This window comes from Shewanella sp. SG44-6 (assembly GCF_014164185.1).
GTDB classification, from domain to species: domain Bacteria; phylum Pseudomonadota; class Gammaproteobacteria; order Enterobacterales; family Shewanellaceae; genus Shewanella; species Shewanella vesiculosa.
In genome coordinates this window covers 12,191-31,490 of the sequence record NZ_JACJER010000027.1, presented here as the reverse complement: position 1 = coordinate 31,490, position 19,300 = coordinate 12,191, and the positions used below count along the sequence as shown (strand labels likewise).

Genomic DNA, 19,300 nt, shown 5'->3' with positions numbered 1-19,300 from the left:
TTTATATAAGGGAAGCTTTCCATGAGTATCGAAATTAAGGTACCCGTATTACCAGAATCTGTTGCTGATGCAACTATTGCTACTTGGCATGTTAAACCTGGTGAGCAGGTGACTCGTGATCAAAACTTAGTTGATATCGAGACTGATAAAGTTGTTTTAGAAGTGGTTGCACCTGAAGACGGTTCAATCTCTGAATTGTTATTCCAAGAAGGTGACACCGTTTTAGGCGAGCAAGTGATTGCTAATTTTGTCGCTGGTGCAGTTTCTGGCCAAGAAGTGACTAAAGCTGAAGCGTCAGCGCCTTCTGCTGCGGCATCTACTGAAGCGGCTACTGATGAATCTAACGATGCATTGAGTCCTTCAGTACGTCGTGTGATTGCAGAGCACAATCTTGATGCCAGCAAAATTAAAGGTTCTGGTGTTGGCGGACGTGTGACTAAGGATGATGTTGATGCATTTCTTAAGTCTGCACCAGCTAAAACCGCGCCAGCTGCACCTGTTGCACCACTTGAAGGTCGTAGTGAGAAGCGTGTTCCAATGTCACGTCTTCGTAAAACCATTGCTAAACGTCTTTTAGAAGCGAAAAATTCAACGGCAATGTTGACCACGTTTAACGAAGTCAACATGAAGCCAATCATGGATATTCGTAAACAGTATCAAGACATTTTTGAAAAACGCCATGGTATTCGTTTAGGCTTTATGTCTTTCTATATCAAAGCAGTAACAGAAGCGTTAAAGCGTTTTCCAGAAGTGAATGCGTCTATTGACGGTGATGATATTGTGTATCACAACTATTTTGATATCAGCATTGCAGTATCGACACCTCGTGGTCTGGTAACACCAGTATTACGTGATACCGATACCATGAGTCTTGCTGAAATTGAAAAAGCAGTTCGTGAATTGGCTATCAAAGGCCGTGACGGAAAGCTATCTGTTGCAGATATGACTGGCGGTAACTTCACAGTCACCAACGGTGGTGTGTTCGGTTCGTTAATGTCGACTCCAATTTTGAACCTGCCACAAAGCGCAATCTTAGGCATGCATGCTATTAAAGATCGCCCAATGGCAGTAAATGGTCAGGTTGAAATCCTGCCTATGATGTACCTAGCACTCTCTTACGATCATCGTATTGTTGATGGTCGTGAGTCAGTTGGCTTCTTAGTTGCGATTAAAGACTTCTTAGAAGATCCAACTCGTCTGCTGCTTGATCTATAAGTCAGTAGATAAACCCTCGTCGCTGGCTCATATTGAGCCAGTTGGATTTGATTAGAAGTATATGGATAGATCATCATGAATTTGCATGAGTATCAGGCAAAATCTTTATTTGCCGAATATGGTTTACCAGTCTCTGAAGGCTTTGCATGTGATACTGCTCAAGAAGCAGTTGAAGCAGCTGGCCACATTGGCGGAAATTTATGGGTTGTTAAGTGTCAAGTACACGCAGGCGGCCGTGGTAAAGCAGGTGGCGTTAAAGTTACCGGTAGTAAAGACGAAATCAGAGCATTCGCTGAAAACTGGTTAGGCAAGAACTTAGTAACGTACCAGACTGATGCTAAAGGTCAGCCAGTTGCTAAAATTCTAGTTGAAAGCTGTACTGATATCGCCAACGAATTGTACTTAGGTGCAGTTGTTGACCGTAGCACTCGTCGCGTTGTGTTCATGGCGTCGACTGAAGGTGGTGTTGAAATTGAAAAAGTGGCTGAAGAAACGCCAGAACTTATTCATACAGCAATCATCGATCCGTTAACGGGTCCGCAAGCTTTCCAAGCTCGCGATCTTGGCTTCAAGTTAGGTTTAAACCCAACACAAATGAAGCAGTTCACTAAGATCTTTATGGGTCTTGCGAACATGTTTAACGACCATGATTTTGCATTATTAGAAATCAATCCACTTGTTATCACTACTGAAGGTAACCTTCACTGTTTAGATGGCAAAATTGGTATTGATGGCAACGCATTATATCGCCAGCCAAAAATCAAAGCGATGCATGACCCATCACAAGATGATGCTCGTGAAGCACATGCTGCTAAATTTGAATTAAACTATGTTGCTTTAGACGGTAACGTAGGTTGTATGGTGAACGGTGCAGGCCTAGCAATGGGTACAATGGACATCGTAAACCTACACGGCGGCAAACCAGCTAACTTCTTAGACGTTGGCGGTGGAGCAACTAAAGAACGTGTTGCTGAAGCCTTTAAAATCATTCTTTCTGACAGCAATGTTAAAGCAGTATTGGTTAACATCTTCGGTGGTATCGTACGTTGCGATATGATCGCTGAAGGTATTATCGGTGCAGTTAAAGAAGTTGGCGTTAAAGTGCCAGTAGTTGTTCGTCTTGAAGGTACTAACGCCGAATTAGGTCGTGAAGTATTGGCTAAGTCTGGTCTTGATATCATCGCGGCAACAAGTCTAACTGACGCGGCTGAGCAAGTTGTTAAAGCTGCGGAGGGCAAATAATGTCTGTTTTAATTAACAAAGATACCAAGGTGATCTGTCAAGGTTTCACTGGTGGTCAGGGTACTTTTCACTCTGAGCAGGCGATTGCTTATGGCACGCAAATGGTTGGCGGTGTTTCTCCTGGAAAAGGTGGTCAAGTTCACCTTGGTCTTCCAGTATTTAACACAGTTAAAGATGCAGTAGCACAAACTGGTGCAACAGCAACTGTTATCTACGTTCCTGCACCATTTTGTAAAGATGCAATTCTTGAAGCAATCGATGCTGGCATTCAGCTAATCGTTTGTATCACTGAAGGTATTCCTACACTTGATATGCTGCAAGTGAAAGTGAAGCTTGAAGAAACTGGCGTTCGCATGATCGGTCCTAACTGCCCAGGCGTAATCACTCCTGGTGAATGTAAGATTGGTATTATGCCTGGTCACATTCACAAGCCAGGTAAAGTTGGTATTGTTTCTCGCTCTGGTACATTAACGTACGAAGCGGTTAAGCAAACGACTGACGAAGGTTTCGGCCAATCTACTTGTGTAGGTATCGGTGGCGACCCAATTCCTGGTACTAACTTCATTGACGTATTGGAAATGTTCCAAAACGATCCACAGACTGAAGCGATTGTAATGATCGGTGAAATCGGTGGTAACGCTGAAGAAGAAGCGGCTGAATATATCAAAGCACACGTAACTAAGCCTGTTGTGTCTTACATTGCTGGTGTTACTGCACCAGAAGGTAAGCGTATGGGTCATGCTGGCGCAATTATCGCTGGTGGTAAAGGTACTGCTGCTGATAAATTTGCTGCTTTAGAAGCTGCTGGTGTTACGACTGTTCGCTCTTTAGCTGATATCGGTAAAGCATTACGTATTCGTACTGGCTGGTAATATTTACTCGGCTTAAAAAGGCGCTTAGGCGCCTTTTTTATTGCTTTTTTCTCAGTACGGTTGAGATTGTTATCACGTATTATAAGTTTAGGTTACCTCAGCGTTAGTAAGGTTGTTATGCATATAGTGAGTATTATTTTCCCGTTAATGTTTATGGTCACCCTAGGCTATGGCTTAACCCGAGTGGGCTTTTTTACTCAAGAACATATTGCAGGCATCAGCAAATTCACTTTTTATGTCAGCATTCCGGCATTTTTATTTATCAATATGTTAGCTGCGCCACTGGCACAAAGTATTGATCCACTTGCGTTGCTGGCTTTTTATATACCGGTCGTGGTGGTATTTACCATTGGTTATCTAATTAATCGATATTGTAGTCCCGTAGCACAACAAAGCCGAGATGCCAGTGCCGTTTTGCCCTAGGCAGCAGTTATTCTAATACTGTATTGGTCGGATTACCGATTATTACCGCCGCCTTGGGCGACACGATGATCGGGCAGGTATTTATGATCATTACTTTTCACAGTGCTACCTTGTTTGCGTTGACATTTATCTTAGCGGCACGCGCGCAAGAACAAGGCTTTTCGTGGCGTCGATTTACTCGCTCTATGCTACTCAATCCGGTGGTGATGAGCATTAGCTTGGGCATTTTAGCTAATGCGATAAGTATTAACTTGGGGGAACAGCTTAGTGCAGGGCTAGCATTACTCGCAAAACCGGCATTAGCCTGTGCATTATTTGTTCTAGGCGCTAATTTAAGTTTCTATCGGATTGGCGATCATTGGCGTTTAGCATTAGTGGCAAGTAGTTTGAAAATTATCTTGTTACCCGCATTAGTGTATGTGATGGCGCATTTTGTGTTTCAGTTAACATTACAAAATACGGCCATGTTAGTGTTACTTAGCGCCTCGCCATTAGGTGTTAATGCTTATTTAATTGCTACAGAGCTTAAACAGCATGAATCAACCTTGGGCAGCACAGTGGTATTATCGACCTTGTTATCTGTGCTGAGTTTCAGTCTATGGTTAACACTGTTAATTTAACCGTATTTATTTAATAAGACTTTTTACAATGCCATCCGCACTTGTGTGCTATGCACGACTCCCTGTTCTATACTTTTTACCCCAAAAAGAGATGCAGATGATAAATTTCAAGCAATAAAAAACCAGCAAATTTGCTGGTTTATTTGTTGCCCACATATAGACTATTCGTCAGCGTGATCACATGTGTCGTTGGTGCAACGACCATAAAGGTACAAGCTATGGTGAGTTAACTTGATGTTATGACGCATGGCGATTTCGTCTTGACGACGCTCAATTACATCATCAGAAAACTCAATGACTTTATCACAGGTCAGACAAACCAAATGGTCGTGGTGTTGTTGAGTCGATAATTCAAACACCGCTTTGCCACTTTCAAAATGATGACGATTAAGAATACCAGCATCATCAAACTGGTTTAATACTCTATACACAGTAGCAAGGCCAATTTCCTCACCAATTTCGAGTAACTTTTTGTATAAGTCTTCTGCACTGATATGCTGATTATTTGGTTCTTGCATCAGTTCTAGAATTTTAACTCGCGGCAGGGTTATTTTTAATCCGGCTTTTTTGAGCGCTTGATTTCCATCTGTCATTGCTAATCTCTTGATTGCAGAACCAATCGGTTCATCGGTGGATATTCTAATCATTATATGTCTTGAGTTTAAAAACATAAACCTCTTAAGGTGCTTAATCAACCTATATGGAGCATATTTAGCAAAACACTCGCTGAAGTTGATATTATTTGTTACTAATCTCTCAATAAACTTACTTATACTAAGGGATTATTGTGCCATTTGGCTAATTCGATATGATTATATTATCGATAAAATGGCTTTTTAGGCCGTCAAGTCACAACATTTTGAAACGTAAGGGCGTATTTTTGATATCGTATTGAAAGTATATGGCATTATATTTTACATCATCACACTAAAGGATAAACAATGTACCGGCAAATTGTAGTGCTAACCGGCGCGGGTATATCTGCTGAGTCGGGTATGAGCACATTTAGAGATCAGCATGGCTTATGGGAACAGCATCATATTGAAGATGTTGCCACTCCAGAAGGCTATGCCAGAGATATTGAACTCGTTGAGCGTTTTTATAATAGTCGCTGGCAACAATTACACAGTGATGATGTTGTTCCCAATGCTGCACATTTAGCATTAGCCAAGCTTGAGACCGAATTTACGGGTGAGTTGTTAGTTATAACCCAAAATGTTGATGATTTGCATGAGCGAGCAGGCTCTAAACGATTGCTGCATATGCACGGTGAACTTGCTAAAGGTCGCTGTCCACAATCATTACAAACATTTATTTTACGTGAGCCATTTGGCGCTGACAATTGCTGTACCTGTTGTATTCCTGGTAAGCGTTTAAGACCACATATTGTGTGGTTTGGCGAAATGCCCTTTGGTATGGATAGAATTCACGATGCCTTAGATAATTGTGATTTGTTTATAGCCATCGGCACCTCTGGTACCGTTTATCCTGCAGCCGGTTTTGTCGATAGCGCTAATCATCATGGTGCACAGACGGTAGAAGTTAATCTCGATCCTGCTGATCGTCACAGTCAGTTCCAATATCATTTTACCGGTAAAGCAGGTGATATTTTACCAAGTTTAGTGGCAGATATTTTAGCGGGTAAGGTGATTGGTAGTGAGTAAAGTGTTAGTTGATGGGACGAACAATGAGGTGATAGTGCCAAAGTTAGCCATTATCATGCGTGGCTTACCTGGTAGTGGTAAGTCTTATTGGGCTGAACAATTTATTATATCTCAAGGTATTGAGCAGGCGATTCATATTCGACAACACGGTTACTTTTCAACAGATCGCTATTTTTATTATCAAGGTGAATATCGCTTTAATCCGCAAAAAATTGCGCAGTATCATCAGGCTAATTTAACAGCATTTATCCAAGCATTAGCCCGAAGTGAACCGATTGTGATTTGCGATAATACCAATATTGCCAAGTGGGAATTTATGGCTTATGAGGCAGCGGCTAAAGCATTAGGTTATAAAGTTAATGTAGTATTAGTTGGACAACCTAAAGATGAGCCGCATCAACAGCTTTGCGCTCAACGAAACCAGCATCATGTTCCATTAATACAGATCCAAAAAATGGCCCAGTTGTTTGAGGAGTGGTGATTTGAACAATAATTGTCTGACAATACAGTTGATGTGATAACGTTATGCTTATATCTTGCAATGGTATTAAGAAAAAGGCGCATATAGCGCCTTTTTTATTGGTTAATTATTACTTAGCAGCAACCGGCGTTGTTAGGTCGATGCTGTATATAGCAAATCCTGACACTACATCAGCTGTTTTAGGTAACTTGACCATTTTTCGTTGTTGGTTATCAGCAACGAACTTGTCGGCAACATCGCTGTCTTGAGTTTCAAAACGAATGTCTAATGCCACGGTGGCATTATCTATGGTTTTAAAGTCCCAGTTGTAATCAGCTGATGGATCAACCTTAGCATCATATCCGCCAGTAGCATTAGGCTTTGATTGCTCAGTAATATAAGCAGACAATGCATCACGGTTGGTATCAGGTAGCTCAAGTACTACATGATCAGAACCTGTACCTGCAAATGCCCCACCAAATGCACGGTAGTTATTTGATGCTACAACAAATGACATAGCAGCCAAATCATCACCGGTGATAACCTTTGAGTCTGCATCTGTATAAGCCAAGTCAACAATTCGATTTGCATCTGGGTTAACGACTTTGCAATCCCGATCAAACTTACTCGGTTGGGTCACATCAATTTTGTAAGTTAAACCATCAATTACGTCAAAGTTATAGGTTGGGTGGCCGGCGCGGTTAATCAAGTTTTGAGGAGCACTCAAGGTTGGATCAATTTGATTAAACTGATTTGCAGAGCATTCCAACCAGTCTTTTAACTCAGCCCCAGTCGCTTTAACTGCTACCATGGTATTTGGGTACAGATATAAGTCAGCGGCATTTTTATAAGATAAATTACCTTCATCAACCTGCACATACTGGCTAGCATCACCTTCAGCATAGCGTCCACCGGCTTTAAATGGTGCAGAAGCAGACAAAATAGGTAAATCTTTTAGATCATCGGTAATTAATGTTTTAACGCGGGCAATTTGGGCATCTGAAACAATTTGCACAGTTGGATCATCTTGCACCAGTGTTAAGAAACTGTACATATTGGCGGCAGCAACACCGATAGGTTGGCTGACGTATTCAATCGTACCTTGGTGTTCAATTTCAATCGCATCACGTAAGCTTGCTTCACCTTCAACTAAGGCAATTTTATTGGCATTGTCGTAAATAGGGCGTGCTTTAGCCGTTGATTCTTCATGGATTACGGTCCATTTACCTTCGACTTGACGCACCACTAAGTCAACAACGCCTAAGTTATCACCCCAACGACCAGGCATCACTGCAGGGATACCATTTAATAAACCTTTTTCTACGTCGGTATTAGGTAAATCACTGTAGCTTGCAGCAGGGAACACCGAGTGGCTGTGACCAAAGAAGATAGCATCGATGCCAGCAACATTGGTGAGTGCATAAGTTGCGTTTTCAGCCCATGGATCCCCAGGGTTTTCACTTGACCCAATTCCTGAATGCGGAATGGCTAAAATAATGTCAGCACCTTCAGCTTTCATTTGCGGAATAAATTTATTAGCCGCTTGAACTATGCCTAATACTTCAACTTTACCTTCTAAGTTAGCTTTATCCCATTGTAAAACCTGTGGTGGTACAAAACCGATATAGCCTATTTTTATGGTGTGCTCATTACCGTCGACATCAAGGACCACTTTGTCTTTAATAATATACGGTGTGAACATATTCTCATTAAATAATACATTATCCCAGCAGCCGTCTTTATCAGCACAAATGACATTTGAGTTAATATAAGGGAAGTTTGCACCGGATATAGATTGCTCAAGAAACGATAAACCGTAGTTAAATTCGTGGTTACCAATATTGCCGACTTCATAGTCTAAAGTATTCATTGCTTTGTAGACGGGATGGGTCTCGGTAAGCGTGTTACTGTCAGTTTTAAATTTATTGGCAATATAGTCTCCCATCGGACTACCTTGTAATAAATCGCCATTGTCTACTAACACTGAGTTCGTTACTTCAGCGCGAGCGGCATTGATCAAACTGGCAGTACGTACAAGACCAATAGTCTTGTCTTCTTTACCTGAGTAGTAGTTATAATCCATCATATTAGTATGAAGATCAGTTGTTTCCATCACTCGTAAATTAATATCTGCAGCAATAGTACTTGTTTGGTCGTCGTTATTTGAGTTGCAACCGCCTAGTCCTAGTGCACCCGCGATAACGACAGCAAGTAGTTTTTTATTTAACATATTTTACTCTCTATTTTTATTTGACCCTGAGGTATATTTGTTATTTTTACCTCTTACGTAGTGTTAACTTCTTTTTATCTAATTGATAATAAGATGAAAATACAGCGGTGATTATAAGCATAGTAAATGAATAAATTGTGATACAAGGCTAAATAAAATCTATTCGTGAGTGAGATTGCGCAATTAATCATCATCAGAAATGATAACAGGCTACACAATGTTAATGTTACGGTGTAAATGTTAATAAGTGGTGTTATTTTACTTCGGCAAAAATGTGGCGAAATAACGCAACGAATAATTGAGTATTTTATATTCGCCAGAATTTACTTAATATTGAATTGTTAAATTTAACTCGATAAGCTATTAAGGATAGAGTGCGATATATTGCTTTTGCTCGTCATCATCTAATTCGACGTTATAAATGATGGTTATAAACCAAACAAGTTTTGGTGCTGATTTTTTATTAGGTTAGTCATAAAAAAACCGAGCAATAAATATCATTACTCGGTTTATATTTCATCTTCCAATTAACTAAGATCGGTGATTATGTGCTCACGTTTTTATGGTGAGTTAATCACAGTAGTAATCAATCTATGGCTTCAGTATGACTTTTACTGTGGCATCAACATCAGCTTCATCAATGTAGCCAATGGCATTTGGATTGCTTGCAATCGCAGATTTCATTGCACCCGCACCAGAAACTGCTGGTGGTGGCGTACCTTTACCGGTAAAGACTTGCTTAGACCAAAATGCTTTGAGCTGTGCATCTGACTTACCGGTTACTGCTTGATGAAACTCACTGCGTACAGGATTGCCTTCTTCTAATTCGTAAACGACGACTGAAGAATCCCCTTTACCCAAAAACGCTTTTTTAACATCATTAATTGAAATATCTGCAGCAGCAGGATTGCCAATGACAACAACCGCTGCATTAGCTGAGGTAACGGCTGTTAAACTTAGCGCTAAAATAGTCAGTAACTTGTTCATTATCATACCCCTTAAAATACTGCGTCGAATTTAACGGTGTAAATCAAGGTGTCATCATAGGCAAATTTACCTGTTGATGCGTCGAAGCTGTTGGTATCTAATCCACCTGATGTATTGCCAAAGTCATCAGCGTAGGTGACATCAAATTTTATCGCGACATTATCAATTGCATCCCAACGTAAACCTAAGCTGTAAGCCATACGCTCAGCATTGAATGCGATCATTTGTGTTGCCGCAGCAGTTGATAGCGGTAAACGATCTTCATTGTCTTGAGTCTTCGAGTAAGCAACGGTGACATAAGGCGTGAATGCCTTAATACGATAGCCTAATGTCAAGTAACCTGAATCAATATCAGGGTAGGCATTATCAATTTCTGAACGAGTCCATTCAGATATTGCAATAACTTCACCGTTGTCATAACTGGCACCCACACCAACAAAAGAGCCTTTATCATCGTTAAGCTCTAATAGGGTATAGTTAGCTTGAGTATTCACCCCTGGCGCTAAAGGAACGGTTACTTCTGTCACAACGGGTCCGTCTAATTGGGCTTGTGCGTATACGGCACGTAAAGTCCATATTTCGTCGGTCCAACTCACGTTAGCACCCATAAGATTACTGAGTTCAACCGCTGTGTTTTTAACTTTTGATTCACCACCAAATGCTTGCATTGTTAGGGTTGAGTCATCGTATTCAACATCATAAGATACACCAGCACCTGTGTAAGATGAAAACGGAATGGCACCGTAAACTTCTTGTGGCGGACGAGCAAAAGGTTGTGCATATCCTACATCGAGGTAATCAGAATACATGAACAAAGGTACACGCAGTTTACCGCCACGAACCTTGATACCGTTTTCAAAGCGGTGAGATAAATAAGCCCATTCAGCTTCAACTTCCCAGTCATATTTACCGCGCATCATTAACTGCAATACCGCTTGAGTGTTGTCAGAAATGTTGAAGGTACCTTGTAGACCTAATTTACTGTCTTCACTAAAGTCAGCGCTTGAGTCTGCACCGTTATAACCCGCATCATTATCAGAGCTAATATAGGCTCCGCTAATAAAGCCATTAAATTTGACCTTGTCTGCTAAGCTGGCATTTTGTTGCGCCTGCAAGGTTTGTACTTGTTGCTCTAGTTTAGCAATTTTAGCATCAGCAGCTTCATCAGCTGTTGCCAGGCTAGGGACCATTGCCATCGATATCGCAACAGATAACACTTTTAAATTAAATTGCATGGTTTTACTCCTTGAACATCACTCATCAATACGCCATTAAGGCTTATATTTTTTGGTTTTTAATACTAGCTATGCAATCAATCTCAAACCTTAAATTGGTTGGTAATTGATTGCAGTCTTTCGCTAATATTTTGAATATCAACACTGATACCTCCCATATCAGCAGTCGTTACTCTTACTTTTTGCGAACCGGTTTCCATTTCAGTTATATATTGCTGGATTAACACCGAAGTGGTGTGTTGTTCTTCTGTCGCAGTAGCAATTTGATCATTAACTTCAGAGATTGCACTGACTTTACCTGTGATACGTTGTAATGCTTCACCGGCTAAAGAGGTTGATTGCACCCCTTTGGCCGCTGTGTGAATACCGCGATCCATAGCGTCAACCGCTTGTTTAGAAGTAGAACGTAATTCCTGTAATACTTGCTGGATCTCTTGGGTCGACGTTTGTGTTCTAGAAGCCAATGTTCTGACTTCATCAGCTACTACCGCAAAACCACGACCATGTTCCCCCGCACGAGCGGCTTCAATTGCAGCGTTGAGAGCCAGTAAATTAGTTTGATCTGCAATACTGCGGATTGTGTCTAATATGTCATTAACATTATGGGTAAATGCGTCGAGTTGATTTACCACGACGGCTGTTTGCTGCACTTCGTCAGCCAAGGTGTTAATGGTAGAAACGGCATCATTAACTATGACAAGGCCTTGTTTTGCCTCTGTGTTGGCATCTTCAGCCTCTAATGCTGCACTGGATGCATACTCGGCAATGTGAGTCACACTAACAAACATCTCTTTCATCGCTTGTGATATCTGCTCAATAGCCTCATTTTGCTGCTTTACGTTGAGCTCACTGTATTGACTGCCGCTGAGTAAGGTTGCAGCTACTTCAGATAAGTTTTCTGTGGTGTTCTTTGTATCGGCAATAGACGATTGAAGTTTAGAGACAAATTGGTTAAACCAGTAAACAAGCTGTGCTATTTCGTCTTTGCCCGCATAGTGGATCCGTGCGCGAAGATCGCCTTCACCTTGTGAAATATTTCGCAAAGATTGAGTGACATTGTCTATGGTATTAATGATTGAGCGATTAACCAGTAATCCCATAATGATCATCAGTGCAGTAGCAATCACGCCAATAAGCAGAACACTATTTTCCGCATTTTTTGAACTGGTAATCGTCGTTTGAATACTTTGTTGAAATTGTTCTGCCAAAAGTGATTTTTTTTCAGCAAATTGTTTGACCAATGTTTGGTATCGCTTTGCATTTTCAGCAGCTTGCAGCTGTATTTTGCTAAAATCGACATCATCTTTGATAAACTCAGCGGCTAAACTGCTAGCATTATCATAGTAGATGTTCATATCGCGGTTCATTTTTTGCGCCGCAGCTGCCTCTGCTGGCAGTAGATCGATAAGTTGGCGTAAATTAGTTGAGATTTGCAATACCATGTTATTGGCCACATCTAACGCATCTTCTTCACCTGTAGTAATTGCTGATTGGATTGTTTGATCCAATTGTAATATTAAGCCTTGGTTGATCGTTGCAAGATTTAAGGCTGGATAAAGTTGATTTTGGAGCCCATTTAAGCGTTGTTCATTATTCTTACCTGTTTGATTATTGATGATAATCGAAATGACAAACGACACGATAGCGACAAAGGTGAGTAGGGCAATTCTATGTTTGATTTTTAAATTAATGAGTTGCATGAGGCCTTTTGTTAATTTAGTTAAGCTAAAAAAAGATAATAACAACTTAGATTGTGACTTAGGAATATTAACGTTTGATTAACTCGAGATATATAATTATTAACAATAATAGCAGATGCAGCAAAGTGGTTCATTAATCTTAATAATATTTAAACAGTTTGAGGATTAGCATGAGTCTGACTAAATAACATTCAAGCTTATATTTAATTATTGCCATTGTTTATCCTGCAGAGCAGGGGATTGCTTTGCTGGGGAGTGGTTTAGAGTATTATTGGACATGAGGTTTGAAATTTTTGAACAAATTTTGCTCACCAGTACAGTGGTAGAATATTAAGCGTAAAATGATAGTCGATATCAATGCATATCTTGGTATTAATTATATGTAATAGCGGCTTTAGATGGTGTAAAGCCGCTGCCTCTTTATACTTGCTGATTAGCGCTCTAGTAGCCGATGGCGGCAGAGCCTGCACGTCTTGGATCTGATGCGCCAAAAAGACCTTGTTCTGTCATCATTATTGATTGAGTACTGCCAATTGATTCTTGAATTTTGACTTTATGACCTTTAGCTTCAAGTAATGAAATCGTATCTTTATTCAAGGTGTGCTCTACCCAAATAAAATCCGGTAACCATTGATGATGAATACGTGCTGCTGCAGTGGCTTCGGCAATATTTAAATTATGATCAATAACATTCATAATAATTTGCAAAGTAATATTAATAATACGCGAGCCACCAGGGCTGCCGGTCACAATGAATGGCTTACCATCTTTCATTACAATGGTGGGACTCATTGAACTAAGAGGGCGCTTATTCCCTTGAACAGAGTTTGCTTCACCACCAATTAAACCATAACCGTTAGGTGTACCAGGTTTAACCGAAAAGTCATCCATTTCATTGTTTAATAAAATACCAGTGCCTTTAGCGACTAAGCCAGAACCATAACTGAAGTTAAGGGTGTAAGTGTTGGCAACTGCATTGCCCCATTTATCGATAACAGAGAAGTGGGTAGTTTGATCGCTCTCATATGGCGCCAATTTTCCTGGCAGTATTTCGCTGCTCGGGGTGGTTTTATTAATGGAGATCTTACTGGCAATACTCTTAGCATATTCTTTGCTGATCAATTGTTTAACCGGAACGTCAACAAAATCAGGGTCGCCTAAAAATTTACTCCGATCGGCATAAGCATATTTCATGGTTTCAGCCATAAGATGCAAGGTATCAGCGGTATTGTGACCTAATTTATCAATTGGGAACTGCTCAAGTACATTCAGCATTTCGATAATATGAATGCCACCAGAAGAAGGCGGCGGCATTGATACCACTTCATAACCGCGATATTGACCACGAACCGGTTGGCGCTCAATCACTTTATAGTTTGCAAGATCGGTTAGGCTCATCACCCCACCAGCATTCTGGACCGCAGAAACAATTTTTTCAGCGGTTTCACCTTGATAAAACCCTTTACTGCCTTTCTCTGCAATTAACGATAACGATTGTGCTAATTCCGGTTGTTTGAATAATTCATTGACCTGATAATTACTGCCATCAGCATGATAGAAAACCTCTGCTGAACTTGGCCATTGTGTAATGCGCGATTTAAGGCCGGCAAGAGAGTTAGACAAATCTGAGGTGACTAAAATACCGTCTTTAGCCAGTTTAATAGCAGGTTTTATGACTTGTTCCATGCTCATGGTGCCATATTTTGTCAGAGCCAGTTCCATTCCCATGACGGTACCAGGAACGCCAACAGCTAAACCGTGCTCACGGCTGAGCTTATCGACAGCATTACCTTGTTCATCAAGAAAGATGTCTTTGTGTGCTTTAGCTGGCGCTGTTTCACGGTAATCGATAGCGATGGTTTTATGTTGCTCGGCTAAATGCACCAACATAAAACCACCGCCACCAACATTACCCGCACGAGGTAATGTCACGGCAAGTGCATATGCTACCGCGACAGCAGCATCGACCGCATTACCGCCTTGTTTTAAGATATCTACGCCAATTTTACTTGCTAATGCTTCTTGGCTTGAAACCATGCCATGCTTAGCATAGATTGGCTGAGCCGTTGCCATTTCACTAAAAATTGAGGCTTCGTTTGCTTGGCTGTTAGCAATATGAATGGCGGGATAACAAAGTGTTAGTGTTAAGGCTGAGCTCAACAGAAGCGGTGTTAATTTAGGGAATAGTGTCACGATTAATCCTTGGCGTGAATGGAAAAGATATTGTGATAGAACATGCCACATGATAACAATAATTGGTATGTGTTTTAACTTTACAACGTTAATTATTATAGGGTAGGTGTGGGTGGAACAAGCACAAAAGCAAAGTTATCAATATAAATTTGTTAATAGTATTAATACTATAGATCCTTCTGTATGGAATGAGATGTTTGGGGTGTCCCATCCTTTTACCCGTCATGAATATTTATCCGCACTCGAAATGAGCGGTTGTGTTAGTGCTGAAACGGGCTGGACTCCCATGCATCTTGTGGTGATGGATATTGATAATGTTATCGCCTTAATGCCTTTGTATCTTAAAACGCATTCTTGGGGCGAGTATGTGTTCGACTGGGCTTGGGCAGAGGCTTATGAGCGTAATCACATTGAATACTATCCTAAACTTGTCGCGAGTATTCCTTTTACGCCTACCACTGGTCAGCGTATAGGTTTTAGTGCTGCTTTGTCGATCACGGCACAGCAAACTTTAATCGAGAGCATTCAGCACTTTTTGTCGCAGACTGTCATTGAGCATAACTGGTCATCTTGGCATTGTTTATTTATCCATGAGGCGCAACAGCATCAGTTTTCTCAGGCCGATGCTATGCAACGCTTGGGGTGCCAGTTTCATTGGCACAACCAAGGTTATGCTGATTTTAATGATTTTATTGCCAGATTAACGTCACGTAAACGTAAAAACATCATCAAAGAGCGAACCATTGCAAGACAACAGCTACAATTTAGTTTTATTGATGGTGATAAGGCCAGTCCTGAACAGTGGCAGGGTTTTGTTCGCTGTTATCAAAATACCTATTTAAAACGTTCCGGTCATACAGGGTATTTATCACCTGCCTTTTTCGAACAAATAGCAGCAACGATGGGCGCGTCGATACGTTTATTGACTATTGAAGATGTTGATGGAAATCTAGTGGCATCGGCGCTGTACTTCGTGTCAGATACACACTTATTTGGCCGTTATTGGGGAGCATTAACTGAATGTGATGGATTGCATTTTGAGGCCTGTTACTATCAAGGTATTGAGTTTGCCATTGCCAATCAATTAATGGTATTTGATGCTGGCGCCCAAGGTGAACATAAAGTTATGCGAGGATTTCGTCCGGTCAAAACTTTCTCAAGTCATTTTATTGCTCATGAGGGTTTTAATGATGCGATTGGTCATTTTTGTCAGCAAGAACGCGCGCACATTGACATCTACATGCAACAAATGTGCGAACAACTGCCGTATAAGGCGATAGAATAATAGACATATCGGTAGTGAAATGGCTAAGTCAATGGCATTGTGTGGTTAGCCTAATGCTAACCATATACCAACAACGATCATTAAACTGCCAGCAATACGGTTCATCCAACGAATGTTATCGCCGCGGCTTAAGAATAAACGTAAGCTTTTGCCACCACTGGCATAAGCCAACATAGAGACACTTTCGGTGATCATGATAATCCCGAGTAACACCGCAAGTTGTGGGCCAACGGCATAATCGACATTAATAAACGGTGGCAATAGTGAAATCATAAAGGCCCAACCTTTAGGGTTTGCAATGGCGGTGATAAAACCTTGACTGATTAAACTGATTCGGTTGGTTTTCACATCAAGGCCAGTAATGATGGCCATTCTGCCTTTGGCGCGCCACATATTAATCCCAATATAAGCCAGGTAGGCACCACCCACCCACTTAAGGATATCGAACACTTGTGGGTAATTTAACATGATGCTGGCCACCCCAAGTACTGCAGCAATGGCGACCAATGCCACGCCCACTAATTCACCGAGCATCATCCATAATGTTTTACGCACACCAATGCTCATGCCGAGGGTCATGGCTAATGTCATGCACATCCCAGGGGTGATAGACACAAAAAAGAATGTAGGGATAAAAACCGCAAGAACAGCATAATCTGGCATGGGTAACGTCTTTGGTTAGCAATATGGATGGCAGAGTGTAATGGCCTAAAATGATAAAAACCAGCACTTTGCTGGTTTTTATGTATCACTTAGTGTCTATAAAATTACAGCACACCACGTTTCATTTGATCACGTTCAATGGATTCAAATAATGCGGTAAAGTTACCCTCGCCAAAGCCAAGGTTATTTTTACGCTGAATGATCTCAATGAAGATTGGCCCAAATAAATTTTTGGTGAAAATTTGCAGTAAATAACCGTCATCATCACCATCAACCAAAATCTGGTGATGCTTGATCCGATCGTGATCTTCCGTGACCTGTGGCAACTTATCGAAAATAGTGTCGTAATATTCAGGAATAATATCCAGAGTCTTAATTGAAGTGCCTTCCATTGCATCTAATGAAGCAACAATATCACGGCTTCTAAATGCTAGATGTTGCACACCTGGGCCATTGTATTCACCTAAGTATTCATCAATCTGGTTTTTGTCGTTGCCTTTACCTTCGTTAATCGGAATGCAGAAGCTGCCATCTGGAGAACGCAAAGCATAAGACACTAGAGCCGTTTGCGCGCCACTAATATCAAAGTAACGCACTTCGGTAAAACCAAAGATATCTTTATAAAAGTTAGCCCATTTTTCCATAGTGCCTTTGTAGACATTATTGGTTAAATGGTCGACTTCCATAAAGCCTTTTTCTGGTGTGACGATAGGCTGCTCTAAATCAACAAAGTCAGTTTGATAAATATTGTTTTGTTCGCCAAAGATATCAATAAAATAAATTAAGCTATCGCCAATGCCATAAATAGCCGGATACGGCATGTCTTTGTTGGCATCATCTGCCGGTTTTGCACCTCGAGCCACCGCTTCGGTATATGCAAAATTAGCATCTTCAACCCGCCAACCCATTGAACAAATAGCTGGGCCGTGTGATTTAGCAAAGTCTGCAGAAAAGCCTGCGCGGCCTTTATTCAACAAAAAGTTAATGTCGTTTTGTTTGTAATAAACGATGTCGTTATTTTTGGCTTTTTTTAACATTGAAAAACCGAAATCAATAAACACTTGATGCATATATTCGGTATCTGGACTGGCAAATTCGGTGAATTCAATGCCTAACAGGCCCAGTGGGTTTAGTTCGCTTGCCATTTTTTTTTCCTTTATTTTATGTCAACACCATCACTCTTAGATGACTTAGGATTGATATAAATGTGGTCTTAGTTTTCTAACCAAGAGCGATTGTAATCATCACTCATGCAATTTTTTACATGAGCGGTTAAATTCAGTGGGGCGAAGGTATCGACCATCACCGCGTATTCGTAAGTTTCAGTTTTGCCGATAGAGGCTTCGGTTCGTCCAGGTTGCGGGCCGTGGGGGACACCTTTTTGATGTAAGGTCATGTAGCCGGCTTCAATACCGGTACGGCTCATAAAATCACCGTCGACGTAATACAGCACTTCATCGCTATCGATATTGTTGTGGTAATAAGGCGCCGGAATTGATCTAGGGTGGAAATCGTATGGCCGTGGCACAAAGTTACAAATTACAAAATTGTGTGCAGTAAACACTAAATGTTCAGATGGTGGTAAATGAATTTTGCCAACTTTAGGGGCATATTCACTGATGTTAAATGCCCATGGATAGACACAACCATCCCAACCGACTAAGTCAAATGGATGCCATTGAAGTGTCATCTGTTGATAGCGATCGCCAAACTTACACATTAACGGGAATTCGCCTTTTTCGACCACAGCCTCGGTTAAGGTTGGGGTTCGAATATCACGCTCGCAATAAGGAGCGGACTCGAGCATTTGGCCATATTCATTTCTAAAATGCTTAGGCACCTCTACCATTGACGAGGATTCAATCACAAACAAACGTACATCTTGATAATCGTTAAATTTTAGCTGGTAGGTGGTTCCGCGCGGAATAATTAAATAATCCCACTTCTGAGTATTGATAACACCGTACTCACTTAATAGTTGCCCTTCACCTTGGTGAATAAACACCACTTCATCGGCATAAGCATTGCGATAAAACTCATTAGTGTCTTCAGTCACTTTAGCCGTGTAAATGGCGACATCATTATTGAAAAATATTTTATTACGAGCACTAAAGAAATTGCCTTGGCAGTCGGCTTGGCGCGAGTCTAATTTGTAATTTTGAATGAGCGGATCTTGCCATTGTTCGCCATGTGACAGAGCGTAAGGTTTAACATCGATCGCTTTGGTTGGCATATTATGATGATATTTATTGGAATAAATATTTGAAAAGCCATGGGTCGAAAATAATTCTTCACGGTACAACTCACCATTATCTTTTTCGAAGGCAATGTGACGTTTGGTCGGGATCTGACCTTGCTTAACATAGAATGGCATGTGATTGTCCTATGGTGAATCGACTGCGAGTGTCGTGGCGTTTATGTTATTTATTGTTATGGCCTAATCTCATTGGCTAAACCAATATGTGATCTAACTAACAATTTAGTGGTAAAGATCAACAAAAAAAAGAATAA

Annotated in this window: 17 protein-coding genes; 8 read left to right on the top strand and 9 right to left on the bottom strand. The window is 40.9% G+C overall.

Features of this window, described 5'->3' with window-relative positions:
• The first annotated feature begins 21 nt into the window (after positions 1 to 21).
• The 5 genes from odhB (at position 22) to H5185_RS23415 (ending at position 4,372) form a co-directional block, all read left to right on the top strand.
• A complete protein-coding gene (gene odhB, locus H5185_RS07105) occupies positions 22 to 1,215 on the top strand; it encodes a 2-oxoglutarate dehydrogenase complex dihydrolipoyllysine-residue succinyltransferase (RefSeq protein ID WP_124015811.1) in 1,194 nt (397 codons plus the stop codon).
• A gap of 75 nt (positions 1,216 to 1,290) precedes the next feature.
• Positions 1,291 to 2,457 (top strand): ADP-forming succinate--CoA ligase subunit beta, encoded by a 1,167-nt coding sequence (sucC, locus tag H5185_RS07100; RefSeq protein WP_124015812.1) that lies wholly within the window; start codon positions 1,291 to 1,293, stop codon positions 2,455 to 2,457.
• Positions 2,457 to 3,329: a succinate--CoA ligase subunit alpha gene (gene sucD / locus H5185_RS07095; protein ID WP_182741699.1), complete on the top strand. Its 873-nt coding sequence runs from the start codon at positions 2,457 to 2,459 to the stop codon at positions 3,327 to 3,329. The genes sucC and sucD overlap by 1 nt, the downstream gene beginning before the upstream one ends.
• Before the next feature lie 117 nt (positions 3,330 to 3,446).
• Positions 3,447 to 3,752 carry an AEC family transporter gene (locus H5185_RS23420; protein WP_404948448.1) on the top strand — a complete coding sequence of 102 codons (306 nt, stop codon included), beginning with the start codon at positions 3,447 to 3,449 and terminating at the stop codon, positions 3,750 to 3,752.
• 23 nt (positions 3,753 to 3,775) lie between these two features.
• Complete coding sequence (locus tag H5185_RS23415; RefSeq protein WP_404948447.1) at positions 3,776 to 4,372, top strand: AEC family transporter; 597 nt, start codon at positions 3,776 to 3,778, stop codon at positions 4,370 to 4,372.
• 161 nt (positions 4,373 to 4,533) lie between these two features.
• Here H5185_RS23415 and fur read toward each other — a convergent pair whose 3' ends face one another.
• Positions 4,534 to 4,965, bottom strand: coding sequence for a ferric iron uptake transcriptional regulator (gene fur / locus H5185_RS07085; RefSeq protein ID WP_124015998.1), 432 nt, complete (start codon positions 4,963 to 4,965; stop codon positions 4,534 to 4,536).
• A gap of 348 nt (positions 4,966 to 5,313) precedes the next feature.
• On the opposite strand from fur, the gene cobB reads away from it, so the two are divergent.
• Complete coding sequence (gene cobB / locus H5185_RS07080) at positions 5,314 to 6,036, top strand: Sir2 family NAD+-dependent deacetylase (RefSeq protein WP_182722740.1); 723 nt, start codon at positions 5,314 to 5,316, stop codon at positions 6,034 to 6,036.
• Between the two features lie 31 nt (positions 6,037 to 6,067).
• Positions 6,068 to 6,517 (top strand): ATP-binding protein, encoded by a 450-nt coding sequence (locus tag H5185_RS07075; RefSeq protein WP_182722829.1) that lies wholly within the window; start codon positions 6,068 to 6,070, stop codon positions 6,515 to 6,517.
• 109 nt (positions 6,518 to 6,626) lie between these two features.
• Here the strand turns inward: H5185_RS07075 and H5185_RS07070 are convergent, their stop codons facing one another.
• The 5 genes from H5185_RS07070 to ggt all read right to left on the bottom strand — a co-directional run bounded on the left by H5185_RS07070 (position 6,627) and on the right by ggt (position 14,841).
• Entirely contained in the window at positions 6,627 to 8,726 is a 2,100-nt protein-coding gene (locus H5185_RS07070) for a bifunctional 2',3'-cyclic-nucleotide 2'-phosphodiesterase/3'-nucleotidase (protein WP_182741698.1), read from the bottom strand.
• Between the two features lie 591 nt (positions 8,727 to 9,317).
• On the bottom strand, positions 9,318 to 9,713 hold the full coding sequence (locus H5185_RS07065) for a phosphate ABC transporter substrate-binding protein (protein WP_182722742.1): 396 nt from the start codon (positions 9,711 to 9,713) through the stop codon (positions 9,318 to 9,320).
• 11 nt (positions 9,714 to 9,724) lie between these two features.
• Complete coding sequence (locus H5185_RS07060) at positions 9,725 to 10,948, bottom strand: hypothetical protein (RefSeq protein WP_124015818.1); 1,224 nt, start codon at positions 10,946 to 10,948, stop codon at positions 9,725 to 9,727.
• An 83-nt stretch (positions 10,949 to 11,031) separates the two neighbouring features.
• Positions 11,032 to 12,648: a methyl-accepting chemotaxis protein gene (locus H5185_RS07055; RefSeq protein WP_182722744.1), complete on the bottom strand. Its 1,617-nt coding sequence runs from the start codon at positions 12,646 to 12,648 to the stop codon at positions 11,032 to 11,034.
• Between the two features lie 441 nt (positions 12,649 to 13,089).
• Positions 13,090 to 14,841 (bottom strand): gamma-glutamyltransferase, encoded by a 1,752-nt coding sequence (gene ggt, locus H5185_RS07050; protein ID WP_182741697.1) that lies wholly within the window; start codon positions 14,839 to 14,841, stop codon positions 13,090 to 13,092.
• Between the two features lie 112 nt (positions 14,842 to 14,953).
• Between ggt and H5185_RS07045 the strand changes: the two genes are divergently transcribed.
• Positions 14,954 to 16,126 (top strand): GNAT family N-acetyltransferase, encoded by a 1,173-nt coding sequence (locus tag H5185_RS07045; RefSeq protein ID WP_182741696.1) that lies wholly within the window; start codon positions 14,954 to 14,956, stop codon positions 16,124 to 16,126.
• A gap of 45 nt (positions 16,127 to 16,171) precedes the next feature.
• Here the strand turns inward: H5185_RS07045 and H5185_RS07040 are convergent, their stop codons facing one another.
• The 3 genes from H5185_RS07040 to H5185_RS07030 all read right to left on the bottom strand — a co-directional run bounded on the left by H5185_RS07040 (position 16,172) and on the right by H5185_RS07030 (position 19,163).
• The gene (locus H5185_RS07040; protein ID WP_182741695.1) at positions 16,172 to 16,789 is read right to left on the bottom strand and encodes a LysE family translocator; all 618 of its coding nucleotides are present in this window, start codon (positions 16,787 to 16,789) and stop codon (positions 16,172 to 16,174) included.
• Positions 16,790 to 16,893: 104 nt separating this feature from the next.
• Positions 16,894 to 17,934 (bottom strand): 4-hydroxyphenylpyruvate dioxygenase, encoded by a 1,041-nt coding sequence (gene hppD, locus H5185_RS07035; protein WP_124015823.1) that lies wholly within the window; start codon positions 17,932 to 17,934, stop codon positions 16,894 to 16,896.
• 68 nt (positions 17,935 to 18,002) lie between these two features.
• Positions 18,003 to 19,163: a homogentisate 1,2-dioxygenase gene (locus H5185_RS07030; RefSeq protein ID WP_182741694.1), complete on the bottom strand. Its 1,161-nt coding sequence runs from the start codon at positions 19,161 to 19,163 to the stop codon at positions 18,003 to 18,005.
• Positions 19,164 to 19,300: the final 137 nt, after the last annotated feature.

Excerpts from the sequence above, each read along its gene's own strand:
- H5185_RS07065 (WP_182722742.1), bottom strand. The coding sequence starts at position 9,713 with ATGAACAAGTTACTGACTATTTTAGCGCTAAGTTTAACAGCCGTTACC.
- sucC (WP_124015812.1), top strand. The coding sequence starts at position 1,291 with ATGAATTTGCATGAGTATCAGGCAAAATCTTTATTTGCCGAATATGGT.
- H5185_RS07055 (WP_182722744.1), bottom strand. The coding sequence starts at position 12,648 with ATGCAACTCATTAATTTAAAAATCAAACATAGAATTGCCCTACTCACC.
- H5185_RS07030 (WP_182741694.1), bottom strand. The coding sequence starts at position 19,163 with ATGCCATTCTATGTTAAGCAAGGTCAGATCCCGACCAAACGTCACATT.
- odhB (WP_124015811.1), top strand. The coding sequence starts at position 22 with ATGAGTATCGAAATTAAGGTACCCGTATTACCAGAATCTGTTGCTGAT.
- hppD (WP_124015823.1), bottom strand. The coding sequence starts at position 17,934 with ATGGCAAGCGAACTAAACCCACTGGGCCTGTTAGGCATTGAATTCACC.
- H5185_RS07040 (WP_182741695.1), bottom strand. The coding sequence starts at position 16,789 with ATGCCAGATTATGCTGTTCTTGCGGTTTTTATCCCTACATTCTTTTTT.
- cobB (WP_182722740.1), top strand. The coding sequence starts at position 5,314 with ATGTACCGGCAAATTGTAGTGCTAACCGGCGCGGGTATATCTGCTGAG.
- H5185_RS23420 (WP_404948448.1), top strand. The coding sequence starts at position 3,447 with ATGCATATAGTGAGTATTATTTTCCCGTTAATGTTTATGGTCACCCTA.
- H5185_RS07070 (WP_182741698.1), bottom strand. The coding sequence starts at position 8,726 with ATGTTAAATAAAAAACTACTTGCTGTCGTTATCGCGGGTGCACTAGGA.
- H5185_RS07060 (WP_124015818.1), bottom strand. The coding sequence starts at position 10,948 with ATGCAATTTAATTTAAAAGTGTTATCTGTTGCGATATCGATGGCAATG.
- fur (WP_124015998.1), bottom strand. The coding sequence starts at position 4,965 with ATGACAGATGGAAATCAAGCGCTCAAAAAAGCCGGATTAAAAATAACC.
- sucD (WP_182741699.1), top strand. The coding sequence starts at position 2,457 with ATGTCTGTTTTAATTAACAAAGATACCAAGGTGATCTGTCAAGGTTTC.